This is a genomic window from Amycolatopsis alkalitolerans (assembly GCF_006152065.1).
Classification (GTDB): domain Bacteria; phylum Actinomycetota; class Actinomycetes; order Mycobacteriales; family Pseudonocardiaceae; genus Amycolatopsis_E; species Amycolatopsis_E alkalitolerans.
Genome location: NZ_VDFW01000010.1, coordinates 87182 through 112104 on the forward strand (window position 1 = coordinate 87182; position 24923 = coordinate 112104).

Sequence of the window (24923 nt, forward strand, 5' to 3'; positions counted from 1 at the left end):
GTCAGACCGGGGACCCGGGCGGCATGACGGCGGACACCGCCCGGGCCGTCTCGACCACGAGCGCGCCCAGTTCCGGGACCTGGGCTTCGGTGATCCTGATTTCGGGGCCCTGCACTGCAACCGCGGCGATCACCTGCCCGTCCTCGCCGAGGACCGGCGCCGCGACCCCGCGGACGCCGGCGATGCGCTCTCCCCGATTCAGGCTGTACCCGCGTGCCCAGGTGTCGCGAAGCTCGGTGAGCAGGGCACGCGGCGAGGTGACCGTCGCCGGGGTCAGCGGCGTGAGCTCGCCGAGCCCGGCGATCTGCGCGGCCGCGTCGCCGGCGAACGCGAGCAGCGCCTTGCCGCTGCTCGTGCAGTACAGCGGAATCCGCGCCCCCACCGGCTGGGTGAACCGCAGCGGCTGCCACGAGTCGACGCGTACCACGACCACGCCCTCGTCCCCGTCGCGCACCACCAGGTTGACCGACTCCCCAGTGGCTTCCGCCAGCCGCTCGAGCACGGGCGCGGCAGCGTCGAACCCGAGCGTTCGCCCGGCGGCACGACCGAGCAGGAACGACTCGGGGCCCAGCCGGTAACGTTCGGTCCGCTCGTTCTGGACGACGTAGCCGGCCACGACGAGAGCCTTCAGGATCCGGTGCGCGGTGCTCGCATGCAGGCCGAGCACCTTGGCGATCTCCGCACCGCCGAGATCGTCGCGGGCATCGCGCAGCACCCGCAGGACGGCCAGTGCCCGGGCGATCGTCTGGGTGCCCGCCACCTGCCGAGCCGCGGGCGTCCGGTCCACCGTGGTCACCCGATACCCCCTTCCGCGGACGAGTCCCGGCGCCGCGACCGGCACCGGAACCCAGGACACCGGCATTTCACAATATGGCGTATTATTTCACAATATGCATTGGCGCCGCCGCGGTCAACTACCACTGCGCGGATCGGCCACTGAACACCTTTATGTCGTCAGCTTGACGACCGTAACCGCAACGTGGCAGGGTCCGGACGTGTCCAGTTCGACTCCCACCGCCGTCGTCACCGGGGCCGGCCGGGGCATCGGACGCGCCGTCGCGATCCGGCTCAGTTCGGAGGGGTACCGCGTGGCGCTCACTTCGCGCAGCGAGGGCGAACTCCGCGAGACGGCCCGGTCGTGTCCGCGGGAAACGTTCGTCTTCCCCGCGGACATCACCTCGACCGGCGCCGTCGACAGCCTGTTCGCCGCGGTGGAGGAGACGTGGGGCAGCGCCGAGGTCCTCGTCGCGAACGCGGGGGCCGGCACCTCCGCCCCGCTCGCCGAGACCACCGACGAGCAGTGGGCGCGGATGCTCGAACTGAACCTGACCGCGCCGTTCCGCTGCATCCGGCGCGCGGTCCCGGCGATGATCGAGCGCGGGTACGGCCGGATCGTCGTGGTCGCGTCCGTCGCGGCGACCCGAGGCGAGCCGTACATCAGCGCCTACACGGCCAGCAAGCACGGCGTGCTCGGCGTCGTCCGGTCGGCGGCGGCCGAACTGGCGTCGAAGGGCATCGCCGTGAACGCGGTGTGCCCGGGATACGTCGACACGCCCATGACCGACCACACCGTCGCCGCCATCGCGGACAAGACCGGTCGCACCCTCGCCCAGGCCCGGGCGGCGCTGGAAGCCAAGCAGCCCGGGGGGCGGCTGGTGACGGTCGGCGAAGTGGCCGAAGCGGTGTGGTCGTGCATCACCGATCCGGCCCGCAACGGGCAGGACATCACGATCGACGGCGGAGGGCAGCCTTGAGTCTCGAGTTCGTCAACCCGCCCGAACTGGCCGCCCCGAAGGGTTTCTCCCACGCCACGGTGGGCGCGGGGAGGACGGTCTTCCTGGCCGGCCAGACCGCGCTGGACCGATCCGGCCGGATCGTCGGCGAGACCATCACCGAGCAGTTCGAGCAGGCGCTCGGTAACCTGCTGACCGCGCTCGAGGCCGCCGGGGGCGGCCCGGCCGACCTCGCGAGCCTGACCATCTACATCGTCGACATGCCGGCGTACCAAGCGAATTCGCGCGCGATCGGCGCCGTGTGGAAGCGGCTCGTCGGCGAGCGGTATCCGGCGATGGCCGGGATCGGCGTCTCCCGGTTGTGGGACGCCGAGGCGCTCGTAGAGGTGCAGGGCTACGCCGTCCTGCCCGGCTGAGTGACGGTCGACGCCTCGACGTATCGGTGTGCGTCGGGGGCGAGGCGCTCGTGCAGGGTGAAGAAGACGTCCGCGGCCTGGGAACCCCGCCAGTTACCCGGGAGCAACCCGGCCGGCAGCCCTGGGTCGAGGTACGGCAGCCGGCGCCAGTGCGTGAGGACCCGCACGTAGTCCGCGAAGGCCGTCGCGTCGTCATCGCGCCGCCGCCGGCGCCAGCGCGCGAGGACCGGACGGTACTCCTCGACGAAATCCTCGTACATGCGCTCCAGCCCGTCGAGGTCCCACCACGAGGCGACCTGCTCCGGCTCGGGCCGGAACGCGACATATTCGGCACGGAAGAGGCTGACGTAGTCGCTCAGCCCGCTGCTCGCCAGCGCGTCCCGTGCTTCGTGCTCGACGTGGACCGGCGCGATCCACACCCCGGAGGCGACGGTGCCGAAGCCCAGCCACGACAGCCGCGAACGGAGCTGATGCCGCTTGTCGCGCTCGGACTCGGGCACGCTGAACACCGCGAGCAGCCAGCCGTCGCCCGCACCCGCGCGAGGCCGTTCGAAGATCCTCCGGTCGCCTTCGTCGAGGATCGCGCGCGCCCGGTCCGACAGCGCGTACCCCGCCGCCCCGCCGACCTTCTCCGGGAGCAGGAGGCCGCGGCGCTTGAGCCGTGAGATCGACGAGCGCACCGCCGACTCGTCCACCCCGATCGTGGCCATGAGCCTGATCAGAGAGCTGATGCTCAGCGCACCGCCGACCTCGCGGGCGTACAGGCCGTAGATGGTGACGATCAGAGCGCGCGGCTGGATCCCTCTGACCGGCCCGGCATCCTCGGTGGGCAGCGATTCCGACACCCACGGAGTCTAGCGTCCGCGCGGCGACCGTCACGCGGACGCAGGAGTATGTTGATCTGTTGACTATCGTCATAAACAGTGCATAGTGTGCTGAAGAGCTCCCCGAGGCCCGGGAAGGACGCCATGCCGCCGTCAATCTCCGCCCACGTCGACACGTTCTGCCGAGACAACCTGCCGCCCGAGGACGAGTTGCCCACGCTGCTGTTCGACCTCCCCGGCCTGCGGTACCCCCAACGGCTCAACTGCGGGGTCGAACTGCTCGACGCGGTCGCGGAACGCCTCGGCGCCGGCCGGCCCTGCCTGCTCTCCCCCGGCGCCGCCACCTGGACCTACGGCGACCTGCGCCGCGTGTCCAACCAGATCGCGGCGGTGCTGACCGAGGACCACGGGATCGTGCCCGGCAACCGGGTGCTGCTCCGCGGGCCCAACAACCCCTGGCTGGTCGCCTGCTGGTTCGGCGTCATGAAGGCCGGCGCGGTCGCGGTCACCACGATGCCCCTGCTGCGCGGCAGCGAACTCGCCGGGATCGCCGAAATCGCGGCCGTGGACTTTGCCCTGTGCGACAGCCGGTTCACCGGCGCGCTCACGGGTATTCCTGGAATCACGGTGGTGGAGTACGGCGGTGACGGCGGCCTGACTTCGGCGATCGAGGGCAAGTCCGGAGAGTTCGCCGCGGCCGGCACCGCGGCCGACGACGTGGCGATGCTGGCCTTCACGTCCGGGACGACCGGCCGTCCCAAAGCGACGATGCATTTCCACCGCGACGTCCTGGCGATCGCGGACACCTTCTCGGCACGGGTGCTGCGGCCGGTGGCGACCGATGTGTTCACGGGCACCCCGCCGCTCGCGTTCACCTTCGGGCTCGGCGGGCTCGTCATCTTTCCCCTGCGGGCGGGCGCCTCGACGCTGCTGATCGAGAAGGCGACGCCCGGCCAGCTCGCCGATCTGATCGCCGAGCACCACGTGTCGGTCTGCTTCACCGCGCCGACCGCGTACCGCGCGATGCTCGCCGCCGGCAAGGCCGACCGGCTCTCGACGCTGCGGCGCGCGGTGTCCGCCGGCGAGCACCTCCCCGCCGGCACCTGGCAATCGGTCTTCGACGCGACCGGCATCAGGCTCATCGACGGCATCGGCGCGACCGAGATGCTGCACATCTTCATCGCCTCGGCCGACGACGACATCCGGCCAGGATCCACCGGTCGCGCCGTCCCCGGCTACGTCGCCGTGGTGCTCGACGAACACGGTGATCCGCAACAGCCGGGAACGCCGGGACGCCTCGCGGTCAAAGGCCCCACCGGCTGCCGCTACCTGGCCGACCCGCGGCAGCGCAGCTACGTGCAGGGCGGCTGGAACATCACCGGCGACACCTTCGTCCAGGACGCCGACGGCTACTTCTGGTACCAGGCCCGCAACGACGACATGATCGTGTCCTCCGGCTACAACATCGCGGGCCCCGAGGTCGAGGAGGCGCTGCTCGCGCACCCCGACGTCAAGGAGTGCGGGGTGATCGGCCTGCCCGACGAGGCGCGCGGCCAGCTCGTCACCGCGTTCGTCGTGCCGCGCGAAGACGCCACGGGCGACGATCAGCTCGCCGGGCGGCTGCAGGAATTCGTCAAGCAGACGATCGCACCGTACAAGTACCCGCGGCGCGTGATCTTCGTCGACGAGCTGCCCAGGACCGCCACCGGAAAGCTGCAGCGGTTCCGGCTCGCGGACCTGGTCCCGCAGCCGAACGCGGGAGTCTGAAGGGATCTGGTGCACATGCGTATCGCGGTCATCGGCGGCGGCCCTGGTGGCCTGTACTTCGCGGCGCTGGCCAAGCAGTTGGGGCCACACCACGAGATCACCGTGTGGGAGCGCAACGCGGCCGACGACACGTTCGGATTCGGCGTGGTCTTCTCCGACGAGACCCTCGGCGGGATCGAACACGCCGACGCCGCCGTCTACCGGCGGATGGAGCAGGAGTTCGCGCGCTGGGACGACATCGACGTGCATTACCGGGGCGAGACGATCACCAGCGGAGGCCACCGGTTCGCGGCGATGAGCCGCAAGCGGCTGCTGGAGATCCTGCAGGCGCGGTGCGCCGAACTCGGCGTCGCCGTGCGTTTCCGCACCGACGCTCCCGCCGTGGAGACCCTGGCCGCGACGCACGACCTCGTCGTCGCGGCGGACGGGCTCAACTCGACGGTGCGCTCGGCCTACGCCGGATCGTTCGCGCCGAGCCTCGACCGCCGGGCCTGCAAGTACATGTGGCTCGGCACCCGCAAGGTGTTCGACGCGTTCAAGTTCTACGTCAGCGAAACGCCCTACGGCGTGATGCAGGTGCACGGCTACCCGTTCGACTCCCACGGCAGCACGTTCATCGTCGAGATGAACGAAGACGTCTGGCGCGCGGCCGGATTCGACGTCTTCGCCGGGCACGAACTGAGCCCCGGCGAGTCCGACGAGAAGTCCATCGAGCGGATCAAGGAGCTGTTCGCGGACGTCCTCGACGGCCACGAGGTGATGGCGAACAACTCAAAGTGGATCAACTTCACCACCGTGCGCAACGAGCACTGGCGGCATCGCAACGTCGTCCTCCTCGGCGACGCCGCGCACACCGCGCACTTCTCCATCGGGTCCGGGACGAAGCTGGCCATGGAAGACGCGCTGTCACTGGCGGCCTGCCTGTTCGAGCACGACACGGTGGACGCCGCGCTGGAGGAGTACGAGACCGAGCGCAAGGCGGTCGTGCTTTCCACCCAGCGCGCGGCGCAGGCCAGCCTGGAGTGGTTCGAGAACCTCGGCCAGTACGTCGACCAGGACCCCCTGCAGTTCGGCTTCAACATCATGACCCGCAGCCGCCGCGTCACCTACGAGAACCTGCGGCTGCGCGATCCGGAGTTCGTCGACCGGGTCAACGGCTGGTTCGCCGCGCGGCATCCCTCCCACCGCCCCGGCACGCCGCCGATGTTCCAGCCGTTCCGGATCGGCGAACTGGAACTGGTCAACCGGGTCGTGGTGTCCCCGATGGACATGTACCGCGCGACCGACGGCTTGCCGGACGACTTCCACCTGGTCCACCTCGGCGGCAAGGCGCTCGGCGGCGCCGGCCTGGTGATGACCGAGATGGTCTGCGTGAGCGAGCAGGGCCGGATCACGCCGGGCTGCACCGGGATCTGGACCGGCGCGCAGTCCGCGGCCTGGCGCCGGATCACCGGGTTCGTGCACGCCGAGACCCGCGCGAAGATCGGCATCCAAATTGGGCACTCGGGCCGCAAGGGCTCCACCAAGCTCATGTGGGAAGGCATCGACGAGCCGCTCGACGAGGGCAACTGGGAGGTCGTGGCGCCCTCGGCGCTGCCGTACCGGCCGGGCGTGAACCAGGTTCCCCGTGACCTGAGCGCGACCGACCTCGCGGCGATCAAGCGGCAGTTCACCGATTCGGCGAAGCTGGCCGACGACGCGGGATTCGATCTGCTCGAACTGCACTGCGCCCACGGCTACCTGCTCTCGTCGTTCATTTCCCCGGTCACGAACCGGCGCACCGACCGCTACGGCGGCGATCTGGCGGCCCGGCTGCGGTATCCGCTCGAGGTCTTCCGCGCGATGCGCGAGGTGTGGCCGGCGCACAAGCCGATGACCGTGCGCATCTCCGCGACCGACTGGGTGGACGGCGGTATCACCGGCGACGACGCCGTGATCATCGCGCAGGCCTTCAAGGACGCGGGCGCCGCCGCGATCGACGTGTCCTCCGGGCAGGTGACCCCCGATGAGACACCAGCCTTCGGCCGCTCGTACCAGACGCCGTTCGCGGACCGGATCCGCAATCAGGTCGGCATACCCACCATCGCCGTCGGCGTCATCTCCTCCGACGACGACGTGAACTCGATCGTGCTCGCCGGGCGCGCGGATCTGTGCGCCCTCGGCCGGGTCCACCTCTACGATCCGAATTGGACGCTGCACGCCGCGGCCGAGCAGGGCTACTCGGGTCCGGGAGCGACGTGGCCCGAACCGTGGCAGGCGGGCCGCCGCATGCCACGGACCGGCCGCACCGACGGGCCCAAACCCCGGCTGGAACTGATCCGCGAAGGACAGCAGGGCACCCGCCACGACCGGTGGCGCCCTGCCGGAGGAGACGGCCGATGACGAACCTCAGCGCCGCGGAAAAGGCGTACGTGGACCGCATCCGCGAACTGGCGGCGACCGAACTGCTGCCGTTGACCGGAAAGGCCGGTGAAGGAAAGGTCAACCGCCCCCTCGTCACGGCCATGGGCACGCACGGACTGCTGCGCGACCTGTTCGGCGGGTCGCCGCAGGAACCGCCGAGCGACGCCGCGGCCATGCGCCTGTGCCTGCTGCGCGAGACCATCGCCGGGGTGTCCACCGAGGCGGAGACGGCGCTCGCCCTGCAGGGTCTTGGCAGCTACCCGATCCTCCAGTCCGGCTCCCCCGAAACCGTCGAGCGCTGGATTCCCGGAGTCGTGCGCGGCAGCACGGTCGCGGCTTTCGCGCTCACCGAGCCCGCTGCGGGCTCCGACGCCGCCGCGCTCGCCCTGCGCGCGGAGCCGGACGGCGACTGCTGGCGGTTGCACGGCGAGAAGATCTGGATTTCCAACGCCCCGGAGGCCGACGTCTACACCGTGTTCGCCCGCACCACGCCGGATGCGGGCGCGCGCGGCGTCACCGCGTTCGCGGTCCCCGGGGACGCCGAGGGCCTGTCCGGCGAGCACCTCGACCTGCTGTCGCCGCATCCGATCGGCCGGCTCCGCTTCGACGGTGTCCGCGTCGGGCGCGGCGACCTGCTCGGTGAGACCGGCGGCGGTTTCCGGGTGGCGATGCGCACCCTCGACCTGTTCCGGCCCAGCGTGGGTGCTTTCGCGCTGGGCATGGCGCGGAGGGCACTCGACCTCACGCTCGACCACGTCTCGACGCGGCGTGCGTACGGCGCACCGCTCGCGGCACAGCAGTCGGTCGCCCACACCCTGGCGGACCTCGCGACCCAACTGGAAGCGGCCCGGCTGCTCGTGTACGCCGCGGCGCGCGCCTACGACGCGGGAGCACCGCGCGGCGAGATCACCCGGTCCGCGGCGATGGCCAAGCTGTACGCGACCGAAGCGGCCCACACGATCGTCGATCAGTGCGTCCAGCTTCACGGAGCCCGCGCCCTCGAACGCGGCCACCCGCTCGAGCGTCTCTACCGCGACGTACGGGCTCCTCGCATCTACGAGGGCGCTTCAGAGGTGCAACGTTCGATCATCGCCCGCGAGCTGTTCAAGGAGAGGAACACCCCGTGACCCGTTTCAGGGCATCGGCTCCGCTGACCACGGACTGGAAGCATTTCGGCTTCACCGTCTCCGGCCCGGTCGCCACCGTCACGTTCAACCGGCCGGAGAAGCTGAACCCGCTCACCTTCTCCTCGTACGCGGACCTGCGCGACCTGCTCAGCGAGTTGCCGTACCACGAGCAGGTCAAGGTGCTGGTGATCCAGGGCGAAGGCCGCGGGTTCTGCGGTGGCGGCGACGTCAACGAGATCATCGGCGAGCTGATCAAGATGAAGGCCGGTGAGCTGATGAGGTTCACCAAGATGACCGGGGACGTCATCCGCGCCATGCGGGAGTGCCCGGTCCCGATCGTCGTGAAGATCCAGGGCGTCGCCGCGGGTGCCGGCGCCGTCATCGCCCTCGCCGCGGACTTCCGCGTCGTCGGCCGATCCGGGCGCTTCGCGTTCCTGTTCACCAAGGTCGGCCTCTCCGGCGGCGACATGGGCGCGGCCTACCTCCTGCCGCGGGTCGTCGGCCTCGGCCGGGCCACCTCCCTGCTGATGCTGGGCGACACGATCGACGCCGAGACCGCCGACCGCTACGGCCTGGTCTCGCAGTTGACCGACGACGAAGGGCTCGACGCCGCCGTCACCGCGCTCGCCGGGCGCCTCGCCACCGGCCCGAGCCTGGCGCTCGCGCAGACCAAGTCGCTGCTGACCCGCGAGCTGGACATGTCGCTGTCGTCCTCGATGGAACTCGACGCGATGACGCAGGCGCTGCTGATGACCACCGACGACCACGCCGAGTTCCACGCGGCCTTCAACGCGGGCCGCCGGCCGAACTGGAAGGGTCAGTAACTGGGCGGGGTCACGCTCACGAGGAACCGCGTGGGTTCGCCCGACTCGTTGAGGAACCGGTGCGGCAGGTTCGAGTCGAAGTGGCAGCTGTCGCCCTCCGCGAGTTCGTGCCGCTCCCCCATCACCTCGACGACGAGACACCCGGACAGCGCCACCACGCACTCCTCGGACGGATGGCCCCGCGGCTCGGTCGCGGACACCGAACCGGGTTCCAGGAGCGCCTCCAGCACCTCCAGCCGGCTCCCGCCCCGGGACGCACGGCTGTAGGTGATGGTCGAATGCGGTGAGCCGATCGTCGCCCGGTCACCGCGGCGGATCACCGCGACCTTGCTGGGCTCCTCGTCCTGGAACAGGCTGAACAGCGGGATCTCGAGCACGCGGGCGATCTTGCGCATGGTCTCGAGGCTCGGGTCCGCGATCCCCCGCTCGACCTGGCTGATCAATCCGGAGGACACCCCGGCCCTGGTCGCGAGCTCGCGGACGGTCAAACCCCGGGAAACGCGGTAGTCGCGGATCCGGGTCTGGCTCACCGCGATATCTTAGCCAGCCGTGGCCACGGGCGCGGGTGCGGCGGCCCGCGGCATGCCCACCGCCACCGCCTCGTCCGCCGGGGGCTTGGTGAACGGCGTGACCGCCAGCACCACGATCAGGTTGATCACGAGCGCCGGGATGCCCACCACCGTGCCGGCCGGGAACGCGGCCAGCGCGAGGTCCCCGAGCGCCGGCACACCCACGACGAGCCCGCCGGCCACGACGCCGCACACCAGCGCCGGGGCGGTGACGCGCCGCCACACCAGTGACAGCACGACCGCGGGCGCGAGCTGCCCGATCGCGCTGTACATGCTGGTCATGATGGTGACCAGTTGCTCGCTGCCACTGATCGACAGCAGCACGCCGAGCACCGTGAACACCACGACCCCGGCCCGCGCGGCGGCGAGCGAGCGGCCGCGGCCCCCGCCGAGCACGTTGCGGGTGAACAGGCTCGTGGCGGCCACGATCAGCACCGCGGTGGGCGCGAGCGCGACCAGGATCCCGGCTCCCGCGAGCATCCCGATCACCGCGGGCGGGAAATGCTGGTGCACGAACATCAGCAGCGACTTGTTGGCCGCCGATCCGGACAGCTTGGGCAGGACGAGCAGCGCCGCGTAGGCGATGTAGATGATGGCGACGTAGAACAGCGAGTACAGCGGCTGGATGATGCTGTTCCGCCGGATCGTGGCGGCGTCCTTGGCGCTGAACGAAACCTGGAACTGGTGCGGCATGGCGAACGTCGCGGGCGTTAGCAGCAGGAAGCTCATCCACCACCACAGGTTCGTCTTCGCCGAACCGCCGATACCCGGCACCGTGGCCGCGTCGGGGAACTTCCTTGCCACGCCGTCGAAAACGCCGCCGACCGACGTGACCCCGGCCGCCTTCGCCGCACCGATCGCGATCACCAGGAGCGCGACCACGAGCAGCACGTCCTTGACGACGGCCACGAACGCCGCCGCCCGCAGGCCACCGGCGAGCGCGAACACCGCGACCACGACCGCGCCGGCGATCAGGTAGATCTTGGGCGAGACGTCGAATCCGAGCAGGTTCTGCAGGATCAGCCCGAGCCCGGTCAGCTGGACGCGCATGTACAGCAGCAGGGCGATGATGCCGAAGAGCGCGACCACGCGGCCGAACCACGGCGACGAGAACCGCCGGGCGAAGTAGTCGCCCATGGTGAGCAGTTCGCCCTGCTTTCCGGCCTGCCAGATCCTCGGCACGATCCAGTATCCGGCCGCCGCGAACAGCACGACGGTGCCGAGCACGTAGAAGCCGGGCGCGCCGCCGCTGAACACCCCCTGCGACGCACCGAGCAGGGCGAAGGTCGTGAACGTCTCGCCGACCAGCAGGAACCAGAACAGCGCCGTGCCGAGCCGGCGGCCGCCGACCGACCATTCGGCGACGTCCATCCGCACGCCCCGCGCGGCCAGCAGGCCGCCGCCGAGCACCGCGCCGAGTGCGATCACCAACGCGATCGTGAGTGCCATGTCGCAGCCTTCCTGAGTTCTGTCATAAGCGGCGGAGCCGCTTGCTGTGGGCCGTCAACCGGCACCGCTGCCCGCACCGCCACGCAAGCCAGGTTCGATGCACGATCAAAGCCGGTCGAGGTCGCCGTTGCGGCGGTCGATGACGTACACCGCGCCGATGCAGACCGTGCCGATGAGCACGCCCACCGTCATCCACACCAGCAGGAACGGGATCGAGCCGAACGCGAATTCGATGCGGCCGACCAGCGGGAGGGCCGCGATGCACCACAGGAACGGCACGGTCAGCAGCAACCAGTGCCATCGGCGGCGTGACCGGTCAGGGGGCTCGGCCCGGTTCATCTCATCGCCTCCGTAGGTTAGTGTGCTTGAACATGAGCAGTGTGATTGAAGCTCCAGGGGGCGTCAATGCGTGAAACAGGATCGAAACCGGTGACCCCCGAGGAGTTCCGGCGGCAGTTCCCGGCCCTGCGTGACACCACGCACCTGGCTTCCTGCAGCCAGGGCGCGATCTCCGAGCACGTCACCGCGGCACTCTCCGAACTGGCGTACTCGCTGCGCCACCGCGGCGCGCCGTGGGATCTGTGGATGGCCGAGGCGGAAGCGGCGCGTACCGCGTTCGCGGCGCTGATCGGTGCTGACCCCACCGAGATCGCGCTGGTCCCGTCCGCCTCGGCGGGCGCGTTCCAGGCGGTCGGCGCGCTCGATCCCGCGCGGCGGCCCGTGCTGGTCTCGCCGCGCGCCGAGTTCCCCAGCGTCGGCCAGGTCTTCCACGCGCAGCAGCCATTCGGCGCGCGGGTGCGCTGGGTCGACGACGAGGCCATGCGGCGGCACGGCGTCGTCGAGGCGTACCGGGCGCAGATCGACGAGACCACGGCACTGGTTTCGATCCCGTTCGCTTTGTACTCCAACGGTTCCCTGCAGCCGGTCGACGAGATCGCCAAGCTGGCGCGCGAGGCCGGGGCGCGCGTGTTCGTCGACGCCTACCAGGCGGCCGGGGTGCTCCCGGTCGACGCGCGCGAGATCGACTGCGACTACCTGGTGACCGGGTCCCTGAAGTACCTGCTCGGGCTTCCCGGGGTCGCGTTCCTGTTCGCGCGCGCGGGCGTCCCTGACGAGCGGCCGCCGCATCTGACCGGCTGGTTCGGCCGCGTCGACCCGTTCGACTTCGACGCCACCCGGCTCGATTTCCCCGCCGAGGCAAGGCGGTTCGAGTCGGGCACGCCCGCCGTCCCCTCGCTGTACGCGGCGCGTGCGGGCCTCGAGACCCTCGCCACCCTCGATCAGGCGGAGGTCGCCGCTCACGTGTCCGATCTGGTCCAGACCGCGACGGCACGGCTGACCGCGGCCGGCGAGGAGCTGTCCCCTCCCCTGCCCGGCGCCCGCCCGGGACCGCAGGTGGCCATTGTGGACGATGACCCGGAAGGTCTGGCCCGCTTCCTCGCCGGGCGCCGGATCGTCACCAGCCCCCGCGGGCGGATCCTGCGCCTTTCCTGGCACTACTACAACAACCATGATGACATCGACGCCGTCGTCGCCGCGCTGGCCGAAGCGAGGAACCGATGATCCTGACCGCCGCGCGCCTGCTCACCGCCGACGACGCCGAGATCATCCCCGACGGCGCGGTCGCGGTCTCCGGCGGCGTCATCACCTACGCGGGCCCTCGCGCTCAGGCGCCGGACGGGCCGGTGCGCGCGCTCGGTGACGTGACCTTGCTGCCGGGCCTGTTCGACTGCCACGTGCACCTGTGCATGGATCCCGCCGCCGAGCGGACCGACGCGAACACCGCCGAGGTGACCGATCCGGCGCCGATCCGGGCGCGCATGCTCGACAATGCCACCAGGTTGCTCGACGCCGGGATCACGACCGCGCGCGACCTCGGCGCGCCCGCGCCGCTCGGCACCGAAGTCCGCGATCTCCTCGCGGCCTCCGCGAACGCCACGCCCCGCATCCTCGCGGCGAACGCGCCGATCACGGTGCCCGGTGGCCACGCGTGGGCGATGGGCGGTGCGGCCGAGGGCGTCGCGGGCGCGGTCGAGCAGGTCCGGCGGCATGCGGCGGAACGGGTCGACGTCATCAAGGTGATGACGACCGGTGGCTTCATGACTCCCGGCACCGGTCCCGCCTTCGCGCGCTTCACCCTCGACGAACTGACCGCGCTCGTCGAGGAGGCGCATCGCCACGGGATCACCGTGACCACCCACGCGCTCGGCGTCGAAGGCATCGAACGCGCGGTCCGGGCCGGCGTGGACGGGATCGAGCACTGCGGTTGGGTCACCGAGGACGGCAGCCGGTTCGACCCGGACATCGCCCGGCAGATCGTGGACGGTGGCGTCGTCGTGTGCCCCACGATGAACGCCGCGTGCACGGCCGAGACGTACTTCTGCCCGTGGGACGAGCGCGAGCACGTGATCGGCAACCTGCGTGCGCTGCGCGCCGCGGGTGCCACGCTGGTCGCCGGCACGGACGCCGGCATCCCGCTCGTCCCGTTCGAGGATTTCGCCGACTGCCTCACGGTTTTCGCCGAGATCGGCATGACGCACCGCGAGGTCATCGCCTCGGCGACGAGCGTCGCCGCCGAGGCGTGCGGGCTCGGCGGGGTCACCGGCCGGCTCCGGCCGGGCCTGGCCGCGGACCTGATCGCCGTCCCCGGCGACCCGACCCGGGAGCTGACCGTGCTGCGCACGCCCGCGTTCGTCATGGCCCGCGGACTCGGCCACCAGCCCCGCCCGCGGCAGGTTCCGGGCTCGACCGCGGACGCTCGCCGCCGTTTGCTGACTACGCTCACCACCGGCGCGGGCCGGACACCGGACCCCGCGTGAACGTCCCGACCCCAGGAGGTCCCATGCCCGTGCTGACCGAACTGCTCTCCGCGCTGCGGACCAGCCGTATCGAGGTCGTCGACCTGACCGCGCCGCTCTCGGCGAGCACCCCGATCCTGCAGCTGCCGCCGCCGTTCGCGAACACCGTGAGCTTCCGGCTGGAGGAGATCAGCCGCTACGACGACCGGGGGCCGCGGTGGTACTGGAACGACATCCACACCGGTGAGCACGTCGGCACCCACGTCGACGCGCCCAATCACTGGGTTTCGGGCAAGGACGGGCCCAGCGTGGACGAGATCCCGCTGGGCACGCTGATCGGGCCCGCGGTCGTGCTCGACGCTTCGGCGAAGGTCGCGGATGATCCCGATTTCCTGTTGCGGACCGACGACATCCGCGAATGGGAACGCGAGCACGGGCCGCTGCCCGACGGCGGCTGGCTGCTCTACCGGACCGGCTGGGACACGCGTTCCGGCGATCAGGACAGCTTCCTCAATGTCCGCGAAGGCGCCTCCCACACGCCGGGGGTTTCGCCCGAGTGTGCGCAGTGGCTTGCCGAAGAGGCCCCGATCGCGGGGTTCGGCGTGGAGACCGTGGGCACCGACGCCGGGCGCGCCGCCGAGCTGGACCCGATCTTCCCGTGCCACGACCGGTTGCTGGGCGCCGGGAAATGCGGGCTGACCCAGTTGCAGAACCTCGCGCAACTGCCGCCGACGGGTGCGCTGCTGGTGGTCTCGCCGCTGCCGATCGTCGGTGGTTCGGGCAGCCCGGCCCGCGTCTACGCGTTCGTGGAGAAGGCGTGATCGTCGCCGAGGCGGTCGGCCAGACACTGGCGCGGCTGGGCGCGGGCCCGGTGTTCGGTGTTGTGGGCAGCGGGAATTTCCACGTGGCGAACGCCCTGCGGGCGGCCGGCGTCGCCTTCTACGCCACCCGCCACGAGGGCGGGGCGGCCACCGCGGCGGACGCCTGCGCCCGGATGAGCGGGCGGGTCGCGATCGTGTCCACGCATCAGGGCTGCGGGCTGACCAATGCGGTCACCGGCATCGGGGAAGCGGCCAAGAGCCGCACCCCGCTGCTCGTGCTCACCGCGGACACCCCGGCCGCCGATCCCCTCAACAACTTCCGTGTCGACCAGGACGGGCTCGCCCGCGCGGTCGGCGCCGTCGCCGAGCGCGTGCACGGTCCGGAAACCGCGGTGGCCGACACGGTCCGCGCGTACCGGACCGCGGCGCACGAGCGTCGCACCGTCGTGCTCAACCTTCCGCTCGACGTCCAGGCGATGCCCGCGCACACCCCGGAAACCGTTGCGCCAGACGAAGAACCCGCGGTGCCGGCACCCGATCCGGCCGCCGTCGCGGCGCTGGCCGGGCTGCTGGCCGCGGCCGAGCGGCCGGTGTTCATCGCGGGCCGGGGCGGCCGGAGAGCCGCGGCGGAGATCCGCGCGCTCGCCGGCGCGTGCGGCGCGCTGCTGGCCAGTTCCGCGGTGGCGCACGGGCTGTTCCACGACGACCCGTGGGCGCTGGGCATTTCCGGCGGTTTCTCCTCGCCGCTGACCGCGGAGCTGATCCACGGCGCGGATCTCGTCGTCGGCTGGGGCTGCGCGCTCAACCGCTGGACCACGCGGCACGGCAAGCTGATCGGCCCCGGCGCCCGGATCGCGCAGGTGGATCTGGAGGCGAGCGCACTCGGCGCGCACCGCCCGATCGACGTGGGAGTGCTCGGCGACAGCGCGGCCACCGCCCGCGCGGTCATGGCCGAACTGGGCGGCCGGGTCGCGTCCGGCTACCGCTCTCCCGGACTCGGTGCCCGGATCGCCGAACGCGCCCGCTGGTCCACCGCCGACTACACCGACGCCTCGACCGCCGACCTGATCGACCCGCGCACGCTGTCGGCCCAGCTGGACCGGATCCTGCCAGCCGAGCGCGTGGTTTCCGTGGATTCGGGCAACTTCATGGGCTATCCCAGCGCGTACCTCGGGGTGCCGGACGAGTTCGGGTTCTGCTTCACGCAGGCCTTCCAGTCCATCGGGCTCGGCCTGGCCACCGCGATCGGCGCCGCGCTGGCGCAGCCCGCCCGGCTGCCCGTCGCGGCGCTCGGCGACGGCGGGTTCCACATGGCCGCCGCCGAACTCGAAACCGCCGTCCGGCTGGGCCTGCCGCTTGTGGTGATCGTCTACAACGACGCCGCCTACGGCGCCGAAGTCCACCATTTCACCGGCGACCTCACGACCGTCCGCTTCCCGCCGACCGACATCGCGGCCATCGCACGCGGTTTCGGCTGCACCGGTGTCACCGTCCGCACCACCGGCGATCTCAAGCCCGTCGCCGAGTGGCTCGACGGACCCCGGAGCAGCCCGCTGGTGATCGACGCGAAGATCGTCGACGACGGCGGCTCGTGGTGGCTGGCCGAAGCCTTCCACGGCCACTGAGGCGGTCACCGCCGGTCCGTCGCCGTGACACCTCAGGAGTAGCTGGAATCCCGGCCGATCCGGTCCCATTCGCGGCCCCACTGGTCGTACCGGCGCCGGTTCAGCGCCAGGTGCGCGGCACCGCACACCGCGATGAGCAGCGCGCTCACGGCCAGCCAGATCCCGATGCCGGTGGCCAGCCCGCTCACTCTCGCGTCCGCGGGCTGGAACGGCGCGGCGGCCGGGTTTCCGGCGCCGTCGAGCCAGATCGTGGTCTTCGCGCCGGCCTTGGTGCCCTGCTCGACGACGATGACCCCATGGCGTTCCGCTCCGTCGGCGGTGGTCCACGTCGCCGCCACGTCCACCGGCAGATTGGCACCGGCCGACCCGACGGCGGCGGTGCGGACGTAGGGCGCGTCGGCGACGGTGACCGCGGTGACGGTGGTGCGGGTGGCGCTCTCGTGCCGCGACCGTTCGAGGCCCTGGGCCGTCACGTCCGACCCGATCGCGGTGGCGAACGGGATCGTGATCAACACCAGCGCGATCGCCGCCAGGACGAGCCGGAACTCGGCCCGGTCGACGCGGCGAGCCAGCGGGTTCCGGCCACCGCGCAGCCGCCAGAGCCGGACGAGCAACGAGGGACGATCGTTCATGGCTCCGGTCTCCTTGGTGTGCCGCCAACGCGGTGGGCCTTACCGTCTGGCTGCCCCGTCGCTGGTCGAGGTAATCGCGGACGCGCTGTTCACTTCCGCCGCGTCGGCGACGGCCGCCGCGGCCGCTTCGGCTGCCTCGGCGGCGTCGTCGGCGGCCTTGGCCGCGGCCTCGTCCGAGGAAGTGTCCCGGGTGGCCGGTGATTTCGGCAGCGCTTCGGTGAAGGCGCGCGACACGCCGTGCAGTGCCGAGGTGACTTCGCTCGGGATCACCCAGAACGTGTTGCCCTCACCGTTCGCCAGCTCCGGGAGCATCCGCAGGTACTGGTACGCCAGCAGTTTGGGGTCGGGGTCGTTGCGGTGCACGGCCTGGAAGACCTGATCGATCGCACGGGACTGGCCTTCCGCTTTGAGGATCTCGGCGGCCCGGGCCCCCTCCGCCCGCAGCACCGCGGCCTGCTTGTCGCCCTCGGCGGTCAGGATCTGGGACTGCCGCTGCCCTTCCGCGCCGAGGATCGCGGCGCGCTTGTCACGCTCGGCGCGCATCTGCTTCTCCATCGCCTCCTTGATGGTCGGCGGCGGGTCGATCGCCTTGATCTCCACCCGGTTGACCCGGATCCCCCACTTGCCGGTCGCATCGTCCAGCACCCCGCGCAACTGGCTGTTGATGGTGTCGCGCGAGGTCAGGGTCTGCTCGAGGTCCATCGAGCCGACCACGTTGCGCAGCGTCGTGACGGTCAGCTGTTCGACGGCCTGCAGGTAGCTCGCGATCTCGTACGCGGCCGCGCGTGGATCGGTGACCTGGAAGTACAGCACGGTGTCGATCTGCACGACGAGGTTGTCCTCGGTGATCACCGGTTGCGGCTGGAACGACACGACCTGCTCACGCAGATCGATCGCGGGGTACACGTGGTCGATGTAGGGGATGACGAAGTTCAGGCCCGGGCGCAGGGTCCGGTGGTACCGGCCGAGCCGTTCGACGTTGCGAGCCCGCGCCTGCGGCACGATACGGACCGTGCGCAGTACCGTGAACACCACGAACAGGGCGACCAGCAGTCCTGCGATCACCAACGCTGACATATCTCTCACTCCCGTGGGTAGACGAGGGCGGTACTGCCGCTGATCTCCATGACGTCGACGGTCGATCCGGCGGGAATCACCAGGGTTTCGTCGTAGGCACGTGCGGTCCATTCCTCACCTTCGATGCGGACCCGGCCGCCGAGCCCGGTGACCTCTCGCACCACGTAGGCGCGTTTGCCGACGAGCGCGTCCACGCCGAAGCGCTGCGGCTCCGGCTGATGCAGATGCCGCAGCATGACCGGGCGGACCAGCACGAGCCCGGCCGCGCAGGCGACGGCGAACGTCACGAACTGCAGCGGCAGCGCGAGCCCGAGCGCGGACGCGCCGGCCGTGATCAACGCGGCGCCGCCGAGTATTCCCAGCGCCGCGGTGAAGGTGAAGATCTCGGCCCCGCCCAGGACGACCGCGACGACCAGCCAGATCAGCCAAGCCGGCATACGGCGACCTCCTGACCGGGCGGACGGCGTCGTGCCCTGTCACACATCGTGATGCCGCCACGCCGAACCGGACAAGGCGGTCACCCGGCGAGGCTTACGAGGGTTTCGTTTCCGGGGCCCGGCAATGAGCCGCGAGTGCGAGACCGGTCGAGATCAGCCCGGCATGGCTCAGCGCGTGCGGGCACGCACCCGCGAACGCCCCGGTGTCCTGATCGATCTCCTCCGGCAGCAGGCCGAGCGGACCCGCGTGGGCGCATACCTTGTCGTAAAGCTCGCCCGCCGCATCGACTTCACCCATGGCGAGAAGGGCGTCCGCCAGGCACAAGGTGCGGCCCGGGGAGGTGCGGCCGGGCCGGTTCACGCCTGCGGAGACCAGCCCGTTCGGTGCGGTCAGCCGGCGGCGCACCGCGCGCGCCGTGGCGGCCAGGCGCGGATGGCCGGCGGGGACGACGCCGCGGGCGGGCAACGCGAGCAGCGCCGCGTCGAGCCTGCCCCCGGGCCCGAGCCGGTCGGTGAGGCATTCCTGGTCGTCGTCCCAGCCGCCGGCCAGGATCCGGTCGGTGAGCTCGGCCGCCCGCGCGGACCACGCGGCCGGATCGCCGGGCAGGTGCGTCTCGGCGGCCAGCCGGGCAGCGCGGTCGAGCGCGATCTGCCGGAGCGCCAGCACCTGCATAGGCGCCGGCGTGGCCGGGAACCGCCTGGCGGCCTCGACCGGCGCGGACAGCCTGGTCCACAAGGGTTCGTCGATGGTGCCGCCGTGCGCGGCCCACTGGTACGCGCAATCCAGGACGTCGCCGGGCGCATCCGCGTCCTGCGGCGAATACCCGCTGTGGCTCTCCGCGGCGTCGAGTACGGCGGCCAGCGCCGAGTCGGCGTCGGCGCTCAACCCGAGCCTCCGCAACGCGACCGCGGACCGCGCGACGGTGGCCGCCTGCTCATGGGGCAGGAGTCTGAGGGTGAGCGCGGAGCGGCGCACCAGGTCCCGATGCGGGCCGTGGTAGCTGATCCCCGTGCACCAGCGCCGCCAGGCCGTGGCGGTGTCCTCCAGCAGCCGCCGGGGATGCACATGGCGCATCCGCCCGGCGCGCGGATGCCAGCGCACCAGCAGCCACAGGTCCTCACCGGCGGCGTCCACCCCCGTCCGCAGGCGATCCAGCGGATGGCTGGCGAGCAGGTGCAGCGCCGGATCCATGGGTGCGGCGCGCAGGCGCAACCCGCCACCGAACCAGTCGGCCCGGACACCGGCGCTCTGCCGTAGCGACAGGCGCAGCGAGGCGCTGCCTTCCAGCACTCGCACGTGGCGCAGCAGCTCGCCGTGGCCCGCGACCGCCAGGTCGGTTCCGGCCGGCACGGTGAACGCGTCGGTCACCTCGACGAGCCCACCGGCACAGCGCAGTTCGGTGACCAGCACGGCGGTTTCGGGCAGGTAGTACTGCCGGGTGCACCGCGCACTGTCCGGCAGCAACGCGATCGTCTCGACGCCACTGCCCGCTCGCGCCCCGACCCGGATCCGGCCGTCCGTGCCCACCAGCGCCGCGTGCTGCCCGTCGCCGATCAGGCCGCCGGCCACGGCGGTATCGAGCGTGGTCACAGATGCCAATCGTGGTCGGCCGACGGGGTGCCCGCCAGGCGCGGCTCCGGCTATCGTCGGAACCAGTACCTTGCCGGACCCTGGCAACCACCGTGAATCGCGAGGGCACCGATCATGGCCACAGAGCACACCGATGTCGCGGCACTGGCCGCGCGGGACGCGGGTGTCCCGCCCGCGTACCTGGACGGGTATCCCCGCATGCTGGACAGGGTGAGCACGACCGGTCGCCGCCTCGCGCGCGACGAACTCGACTCCCGGCGCGCGCTCGGCGCCCGCGCCGCCGAGGCGAGCGTTCCGCTGCGCTCCCTGGTCGATCTCTACCTGACGGCGAACTGGCTGTGCTGGCGGGAACTCCCGGCGGTCGCCGCCGCGCCGGGGAAGGACGAGGTCCGCGCCATCGCCGAAACGATCATGAGGGCCGCCGACGACGCGATCGTGGCCCTCGCCGAGGGGTACGACAACGCGCAGCGGCTCGTCGTGCGACAGCAGGAAGCCGAACGCCGCGAGTTCATCGACGACCTGCTCTACGGCCGCGGCGATCTCGGGCGCCTGGCCGAGCGAGCCGAACGGTTCGGCCTGCGCCTGGCGACCAGCTACCTCGTCGCCGCGGCACGCGCGGATCAGCCCTTCACCGACGGCGACACCACGACCCGGCACACCGAAACCGCGCTGCTCCCCCGCTTCGACACCCGCGAAGTGCTGATCACCGCCAAGGACGGCCTCCTGCTGTGCATCGCCCCCGGCGCGACCACCGAGGCCATCGACGAGTTCGCCCGCCACCTGCGGATCCTGCTCGGCACGCGGAACTGGCAGATCGCCGTCGGCCGTGCCCACCCCGGGCCCGGCGGGATCCTGCGGTCCTACCAGGAAGCGAGGACCGCGCTCGAACTCGCCGGCTCACTCGGTCTCGACACTCGCGTCCTCCACGCCAGCGAACTGCTCGTCTTCCAGGTCCTCTACCGGGACCGGGCCGCCATCATCGACCTCGTCGACACGGTATTGAGCCCGCTCACCCGTACTCGCGGCGGCGCGAAACCGCTTCTGGAGACCCTCACCGCCTACTTCGCCACCGGGGGCGTCACCGCCGAAACCGCGCGCGAGTTGTTCCTCAGCGTCCGGGCCGTGACGTACCGGCTCGACCGGGTCAGGCACCTCACCGGCTACGACCCGCGAAACCCCGCGTAACGCTTCACCCTCGAAGCCGCTGTCCTCGGCGCCCGCCTGCTCAACTGGCCCGAGGCGACCGTCGAGGATCAGTCCGCCGACATCGCGGAATTTGTATGACAATCGGACCATGACAGCCCGGACAGCAGGTGCTCGCTGTGCCGCATGATGCGCCGGAGGTGGTTTTCGGTGGCGAAACGCGCCCGGGACGGATCGCCGGCGGCGATCGCGACCGCGATCTCACGGTGTTCGGCGAGGGTGTGGCCGCCCTCGGAGGGATAGCCGGGGCCCGACGCGTAGGCCTCGCGCAGGAAACCGTTGACGGGCCGCATCACCAGTGAGAAGAACGGGTTGCCGCTCGCCCGCGCGACGATCTCGTGGAAGCGCAGATCCGCCTCCAGGAACCGCCCGTGCCCATCGGCGGACTCCAGTGCCGCGGCGAGCGTGTGGTTGGTCTGCTCCAGTTCGGCGAGGTGCTCGTCGGTGCGGCGGGCGGCGGCGAAGACGGCCATCTCGACCTCCAGCACGAGACGCAGTTCGAGCAACTGCTCGAACGACCCCTCGCTGCGCCGCAGCAGCAGGCCGTACTGGTCCGCGATGAACCGGCCGTCGAACTCGGCCACCGCCATCCCACGCCCCGGTTTCACGGTCACCAGCCCACGCTGGACCAGCAGCCGCGCCGCCTCGCGGACGACGGTGCGGGACACCCCGAACCGGCCCGCCAGTTCCGCCTCCGTCGGCAACCGCTCCCCCGGCGGCAAACCGACGATCTCGTTCTGGAGGGTGTCGGCCAGCCGCTCCGAGAGGCGGCTACGCGGGTCCTCGCCCATAGGCCGAATTGTACGATGAACCAGCGCGCCCACCGCCACCTCGATACCAGGAAGGCCGTCTCGTGAACTTCATCGCCCAGCCCGGCCAGATCCTTCCCGACGGCAACGAGCGCGCGACCCTGCTCGCCCGCGTCTTCGACCCCGAAGTCGGCGGCCCGTGCGTCGCCGCCATCCGCGGGGATCGCGTGGTGGACCTGACCGCCGTGAGCCCCACGGTCGCGGACCTCCTCGAGCGGCCCGACGCCGTCGACGTGGTCCGCAACGCCGCGGGTGGGCGCGAGTGGCCGCTGGAGGCGGTGCTCGAGTCGACGATGTCGGGCCAGCCCGCCGGTGCCCATTTCCTCGCCCCGGTGGATCTGCAGGTGATCAAGGCGGCCGGGGTCACGTTCGTCCGTAGCATGCTGGAACGCGTCATCGAGGAGCGCGCCGCCGGGGACCCGCATCGCGCCGACGAGGTCCGCACGCGGATCGCCGGCCTCGTGCGCGGGCACATCTCCCGGCTGCAGCCGGGTTCGGCGGACGCGGCACGCGTGAAGGAGCTGCTGGTCAGCGAAGGGCTGTGGTCGCAGTACCTGGAGGTGGGCATCGGCCCCGATCCCGAGATCTTCACCAAGGCGCCCGTGCTGTCGGCCGTCGGCACCGGGGCGGAGATCGGCGTGCTCGCCCGCTCCACCTGGAACAACCCGGAGCCCGAACTCGTCCTTGCGGTCACCTCGGCCGGGGTGCCGGTCGCCGCCACCCTCGGCAACGACGTCAATCTCCGCGACTTCGAGGGACGCAGCGCGCTGCTGCTGACCGAGGCCAAGGACAACAACGCCTCCTGCGCGATCGGGCCGTTCCTGCGGTTGTTCGACGACGATTTCACGATCGCCGACGCGCGCCGGGTCGAGATCGCGCTCGACATCACCGGAACGGACGGGTTCTCACTGCACGGGGTCAGTCCGGTGAGCGAGATCAGCCGCGATATCGCCGAACTGGCCGGCCACGCCTGCGGCCCGCACCACCGCTATCCCGACGGGTTCGTGCTGTTCACCGGCACCATGTTCGCGCCGACGGAAGACCGCGACGAGCCCGGTCAGGGCTTCACCCACAAGCACGGGGACGTCGTGCGCATCTCCTCTCCCGCGCTCGGCGCGCTCGTCAACGTGGTCACCAGCGCCGAACAGGCACCGGACTGGACGTTCGGCATCCGCGCGCTGATGGCCAACCTCGCCGCCCGCGGCCTGCTCACCGGTACGGCGGAAGCTCGCCCGTGACCCAGGGGCGCCGGGCCGGCAGCCGGGCGAACAATCAACCTTTCACTCAACTGTCACCGTGATTACTCGCTGGTCCCTTCATACTTTCCCGGCCACCATGGTGAGGCGTGCACCTCTCATGGAAGGGAGCGGGAATGGCCGCAGAGGGAGCCACTGAACGCTGGGGAGCCGGGGTCATCCCGTACGCCGAGATGGGGTACTGGCAACCGGACTACGAACCGAAGCCGACCGATGTGCTGGCGGCGTTCCGGATCACTCCGCAGGACGGGGTACCGCCGGAAGAAGCAGGCGCCGCGGTGGCCGGTGAGTCGTCCACGGCGACGTGGACGGTCGTGTGGACCGACCGCCTCACCGCCTACGAGCACTACCAGGCCAAGTGCTATCAGGTCGACGCGGTACCGGGGCGACCTGGCGAGTACATCGCCTACATCGCCTACGACCTCGACCTGTTCGAGGAAGGGTCCATCGCCAACCTGACCTCCTCGATCATCGGGAACGTCTTCGGTTTCAAGGCGCTCAAGGCGTTGCGCCTGGAGGACATGCGGATCCCGCCGCACTACACGAAGACGTTCCAGGGCCCGGCGCACGGCGTGGTGATGGAACGCGAGTACCTCAACAAGTACGGCCGCCCGTTGCTCGGTGCGACGGTGAAGCCCAAGCTCGGCCTGTCCGCGCGCAACTACGGCCGCGTCGTCTTCGAGGCGCTGCGCGGCGGCCTCGACTTCACCAAGGACGACGAGAACATCAACTCGCAGCCGTTCATGCGCTGGCGCGACCGCTTCCTGTTCTGCATGGAGGCGGTCAACCGGGCGCAGGCCGAATCCGGCGAGATCAAGGGTCACTACCTCAACGTCACCGCCGCCACGATGGAGGACATGTACGAGCGCGCCGAGTTCGCGAAGGAACTGGGCAGCGTAATCGTGATGATCGATCTGACGGTCGGCTACACCGCTATCCAGTCGATGTCCCGCTGGGCGCGCCGCAACGGGGTGGTGCTGCACCTGCACCGCGCCGGCCACGGCACCTACACGCGGCAGAAGACGCACGGCGTGAGCTTCCGGGTGATCGCCAAGTGGATGCGCCTTGCCGGGGTGGACCACATCCACGCCGGGACGGTCGTCGGCAAGCTGGAGGGCGATCCGAACACGGTGCGCGGCTTCTACGACACCTTGCGCCTCGACCGCGTGGCGGCCGACCCGGTCAAGGGCCTGTACTTCGACCAGGACTGGGCCTCGATGCCCGGTGTCATGCCGGTGGCCTCCGGCGGGATCCACGCCGGGCAGATGCACCAGTTGCTGCACTACCTCGGCGAGGACGTGGTCCTGCAGTTCGGCGGCGGCACCATCGGCCATCCGATGGGCATCGCCGCCGGTGCCGCGGCGAACCGGGTCGCGCTGGAAGCCATGATCAAGGCCCGTAACGAGGGCCGCGACTACCTGGCCGAAGGCGAGGACATCCTCAAGGCCGCCGCGAAGCGCAGCCGCGAGCTGGACGTCGCCCTGTCCATCTGGGGTGACATCGCCTTCAACTACGCCTCGACCGACACGCCCGACGTCGTCGAGACGCCGACCGCCGTGTGA

At 71.0% G+C, this 24923-nt stretch carries 23 protein-coding genes; 13 read left to right on the plus strand and 10 right to left on the minus strand.

The genetic code is table 11. The features are described from left to right. Nucleotide 1 precedes the first annotated feature (1 nt). Nucleotides 2-796 carry an IclR family transcriptional regulator gene (locus FG385_RS14065; RefSeq protein WP_235022562.1) on the minus strand — a complete coding sequence of 265 codons (795 nt, stop codon included), beginning with the start codon at nucleotides 794-796 and terminating at the stop codon, nucleotides 2-4. A gap of 199 nt (nucleotides 797-995) precedes the next feature. Here FG385_RS14065 and FG385_RS14070 point away from each other — a divergent pair, with 199 nt between their 5' ends. Together FG385_RS14070 and FG385_RS14075 are read left to right on the plus strand one after the other, a co-directional pair. Beyond that, a complete protein-coding gene (locus tag FG385_RS14070; RefSeq protein ID WP_235022563.1) occupies nucleotides 996-1754 on the plus strand; it encodes an SDR family NAD(P)-dependent oxidoreductase in 759 nt (252 codons plus the stop codon). Then, nucleotides 1751-2149, plus strand: coding sequence for a RidA family protein (locus tag FG385_RS14075; RefSeq protein WP_139097154.1), 399 nt, complete (start codon nucleotides 1751-1753; stop codon nucleotides 2147-2149). Before FG385_RS14070 ends, FG385_RS14075 begins: the two co-directional genes overlap by 4 nt. Here FG385_RS14075 and FG385_RS14080 read toward each other — a convergent pair. Beyond that, a complete protein-coding gene (locus FG385_RS14080) occupies nucleotides 2128-2994 on the minus strand; it encodes a PaaX family transcriptional regulator (RefSeq protein ID WP_139097155.1) in 867 nt (288 codons plus the stop codon). The genes FG385_RS14075 and FG385_RS14080 overlap by 22 nt on opposite strands. A 123-nt stretch (nucleotides 2995-3117) precedes the next feature. Here FG385_RS14080 and FG385_RS14085 point away from each other — a divergent pair, with 123 nt between their 5' ends. Genes FG385_RS14085 through FG385_RS14100 form a run of 4 tightly spaced genes read left to right on the plus strand, consistent with a single transcriptional unit; the run spans nucleotide 3118 to nucleotide 9094 of the window. Beyond that, on the plus strand, nucleotides 3118-4740 hold the full coding sequence (locus FG385_RS14085; protein WP_139097156.1) for an AMP-binding protein: 1623 nt from the start codon (nucleotides 3118-3120) through the stop codon (nucleotides 4738-4740). Between the two features lie 15 nt (nucleotides 4741-4755). Next, nucleotides 4756-7122, plus strand: a complete 2367-nt coding sequence (locus FG385_RS14090) for a bifunctional salicylyl-CoA 5-hydroxylase/oxidoreductase (RefSeq protein WP_139097157.1) — start codon at nucleotides 4756-4758, stop codon at nucleotides 7120-7122. After that, complete coding sequence (locus FG385_RS14095; RefSeq protein ID WP_139097158.1) at nucleotides 7119-8270, plus strand: acyl-CoA dehydrogenase family protein; 1152 nt, start codon at nucleotides 7119-7121, stop codon at nucleotides 8268-8270. The genes FG385_RS14090 and FG385_RS14095 overlap by 4 nt, the downstream gene beginning before the upstream one ends. Next, entirely contained in the window at nucleotides 8267-9094 is an 828-nt protein-coding gene (locus tag FG385_RS14100) for an enoyl-CoA hydratase family protein (RefSeq protein ID WP_139097159.1), read from the plus strand. The genes FG385_RS14095 and FG385_RS14100 overlap by 4 nt, the downstream gene beginning before the upstream one ends. On the opposite strand, the gene FG385_RS14105 is transcribed toward FG385_RS14100, so the two are convergent. The 3 genes from FG385_RS14105 to FG385_RS14115 all read right to left on the minus strand — a co-directional run bounded on the left by FG385_RS14105 (nucleotide 9088) and on the right by FG385_RS14115 (nucleotide 11451). Continuing rightward, nucleotides 9088-9624, minus strand: coding sequence for a cupin domain-containing protein (locus FG385_RS14105; protein ID WP_139097160.1), 537 nt, complete (start codon nucleotides 9622-9624; stop codon nucleotides 9088-9090). The genes FG385_RS14100 and FG385_RS14105 overlap by 7 nt on opposite strands. Nucleotides 9625-9633: 9 nt before the next feature. Next, nucleotides 9634-11112, minus strand: a complete 1479-nt coding sequence (locus FG385_RS14110) for a sodium:solute symporter family protein (RefSeq protein WP_139097161.1) — start codon at nucleotides 11110-11112, stop codon at nucleotides 9634-9636. Between the two features lie 105 nt (nucleotides 11113-11217). Then, on the minus strand, nucleotides 11218-11451 hold the full coding sequence (locus FG385_RS14115; RefSeq protein ID WP_139097162.1) for a DUF3311 domain-containing protein: 234 nt from the start codon (nucleotides 11449-11451) through the stop codon (nucleotides 11218-11220). 66 nt (nucleotides 11452-11517) lie between these two features. Between FG385_RS14115 and FG385_RS14120 the strand changes: the two genes are divergently transcribed. The 4 genes from FG385_RS14120 to FG385_RS14135 are packed head-to-tail and all read left to right on the plus strand — an operon-like array spanning nucleotide 11518 to nucleotide 16356. Further along, nucleotides 11518-12675, plus strand: coding sequence for an aminotransferase class V-fold PLP-dependent enzyme (locus FG385_RS14120; RefSeq protein WP_139097163.1), 1158 nt, complete (start codon nucleotides 11518-11520; stop codon nucleotides 12673-12675). After that, nucleotides 12672-13931, plus strand: a complete 1260-nt coding sequence (locus FG385_RS14125; protein ID WP_139097164.1) for an amidohydrolase family protein — start codon at nucleotides 12672-12674, stop codon at nucleotides 13929-13931. Before FG385_RS14120 ends, FG385_RS14125 begins: the two co-directional genes overlap by 4 nt. Before the next feature lie 23 nt (nucleotides 13932-13954). After that, a complete protein-coding gene (locus FG385_RS14130; RefSeq protein ID WP_139097165.1) occupies nucleotides 13955-14731 on the plus strand; it encodes a cyclase family protein in 777 nt (258 codons plus the stop codon). Continuing rightward, a complete protein-coding gene (locus tag FG385_RS14135) occupies nucleotides 14728-16356 on the plus strand; it encodes a thiamine pyrophosphate-binding protein (RefSeq protein ID WP_139097166.1) in 1629 nt (542 codons plus the stop codon). Before FG385_RS14130 ends, FG385_RS14135 begins: the two co-directional genes overlap by 4 nt. A 32-nt stretch (nucleotides 16357-16388) precedes the next feature. On the opposite strand, the gene FG385_RS14140 is transcribed toward FG385_RS14135, so the two are convergent. The 4 genes from FG385_RS14140 to FG385_RS14155 form a co-directional block, all read right to left on the minus strand. Continuing rightward, nucleotides 16389-16988: an Rv1733c family protein gene (locus FG385_RS14140; RefSeq protein WP_139097167.1), complete on the minus strand. Its 600-nt coding sequence runs from the start codon at nucleotides 16986-16988 to the stop codon at nucleotides 16389-16391. Nucleotides 16989-17027: 39 nt separating this feature from the next. Beyond that, nucleotides 17028-18065, minus strand: coding sequence for an SPFH domain-containing protein (locus FG385_RS14145; RefSeq protein WP_139097168.1), 1038 nt, complete (start codon nucleotides 18063-18065; stop codon nucleotides 17028-17030). Between the two features lie 5 nt (nucleotides 18066-18070). Beyond that, the gene (locus tag FG385_RS14150; RefSeq protein WP_139097169.1) at nucleotides 18071-18502 is read right to left on the minus strand and encodes an NfeD family protein; all 432 of its coding nucleotides are present in this window, start codon (nucleotides 18500-18502) and stop codon (nucleotides 18071-18073) included. A gap of 94 nt (nucleotides 18503-18596) precedes the next feature. Continuing rightward, nucleotides 18597-20093, minus strand: a complete 1497-nt coding sequence (locus FG385_RS14155) for a glycoside hydrolase family 15 protein (protein ID WP_139097170.1) — start codon at nucleotides 20091-20093, stop codon at nucleotides 18597-18599. A 114-nt stretch (nucleotides 20094-20207) separates the two neighbouring features. Here FG385_RS14155 and FG385_RS14160 point away from each other — a divergent pair, with 114 nt between their 5' ends. Further along, nucleotides 20208-21278, plus strand: a complete 1071-nt coding sequence (locus tag FG385_RS14160; protein ID WP_235022564.1) for a PucR family transcriptional regulator — start codon at nucleotides 20208-20210, stop codon at nucleotides 21276-21278. Nucleotides 21279-21346: 68 nt separating this feature from the next. On the opposite strand, the gene FG385_RS14165 is transcribed toward FG385_RS14160, so the two are convergent. Further along, the gene (locus FG385_RS14165; protein ID WP_139097171.1) at nucleotides 21347-22087 is read right to left on the minus strand and encodes a FadR/GntR family transcriptional regulator; all 741 of its coding nucleotides are present in this window, start codon (nucleotides 22085-22087) and stop codon (nucleotides 21347-21349) included. 62 nt (nucleotides 22088-22149) lie between these two features. Between FG385_RS14165 and FG385_RS14170 the strand changes: the two genes are divergently transcribed. After that, nucleotides 22150-23343, plus strand: coding sequence for a fumarylacetoacetate hydrolase family protein (locus FG385_RS14170; RefSeq protein ID WP_139097172.1), 1194 nt, complete (start codon nucleotides 22150-22152; stop codon nucleotides 23341-23343). Between the two features lie 134 nt (nucleotides 23344-23477). Further along, a complete protein-coding gene (locus tag FG385_RS14175; RefSeq protein WP_139097173.1) occupies nucleotides 23478-24923 on the plus strand; it encodes a form I ribulose bisphosphate carboxylase large subunit in 1446 nt (481 codons plus the stop codon).

Excerpts from the sequence above, each read along its gene's own strand:
- FG385_RS14115 (WP_139097162.1), bottom strand. The coding sequence starts at position 11,451 with ATGAACCGGGCCGAGCCCCCTGACCGGTCACGCCGCCGATGGCACTGG.
- FG385_RS14150 (WP_139097169.1), bottom strand. The coding sequence starts at position 18,502 with ATGCCGGCTTGGCTGATCTGGCTGGTCGTCGCGGTCGTCCTGGGCGGG.
- FG385_RS14145 (WP_139097168.1), bottom strand. The coding sequence starts at position 18,065 with ATGTCAGCGTTGGTGATCGCAGGACTGCTGGTCGCCCTGTTCGTGGTG.
- FG385_RS14160 (WP_235022564.1), top strand. The coding sequence starts at position 20,208 with ATGGCCACAGAGCACACCGATGTCGCGGCACTGGCCGCGCGGGACGCG.
- FG385_RS14095 (WP_139097158.1), top strand. The coding sequence starts at position 7,119 with ATGACGAACCTCAGCGCCGCGGAAAAGGCGTACGTGGACCGCATCCGC.
- FG385_RS14140 (WP_139097167.1), bottom strand. The coding sequence starts at position 16,988 with ATGAACGATCGTCCCTCGTTGCTCGTCCGGCTCTGGCGGCTGCGCGGT.
- FG385_RS14175 (WP_139097173.1), top strand. The coding sequence starts at position 23,478 with ATGGCCGCAGAGGGAGCCACTGAACGCTGGGGAGCCGGGGTCATCCCG.
- FG385_RS14120 (WP_139097163.1), top strand. The coding sequence starts at position 11,518 with ATGCGTGAAACAGGATCGAAACCGGTGACCCCCGAGGAGTTCCGGCGG.
- FG385_RS14130 (WP_139097165.1), top strand. The coding sequence starts at position 13,955 with ATGCCCGTGCTGACCGAACTGCTCTCCGCGCTGCGGACCAGCCGTATC.
- FG385_RS14165 (WP_139097171.1), bottom strand. The coding sequence starts at position 22,087 with ATGGGCGAGGACCCGCGTAGCCGCCTCTCGGAGCGGCTGGCCGACACC.
- FG385_RS14090 (WP_139097157.1), top strand. The coding sequence starts at position 4,756 with ATGCGTATCGCGGTCATCGGCGGCGGCCCTGGTGGCCTGTACTTCGCG.
- FG385_RS14110 (WP_139097161.1), bottom strand. The coding sequence starts at position 11,112 with ATGGCACTCACGATCGCGTTGGTGATCGCACTCGGCGCGGTGCTCGGC.
- FG385_RS14085 (WP_139097156.1), top strand. The coding sequence starts at position 3,118 with ATGCCGCCGTCAATCTCCGCCCACGTCGACACGTTCTGCCGAGACAAC.
- FG385_RS14125 (WP_139097164.1), top strand. The coding sequence starts at position 12,672 with ATGATCCTGACCGCCGCGCGCCTGCTCACCGCCGACGACGCCGAGATC.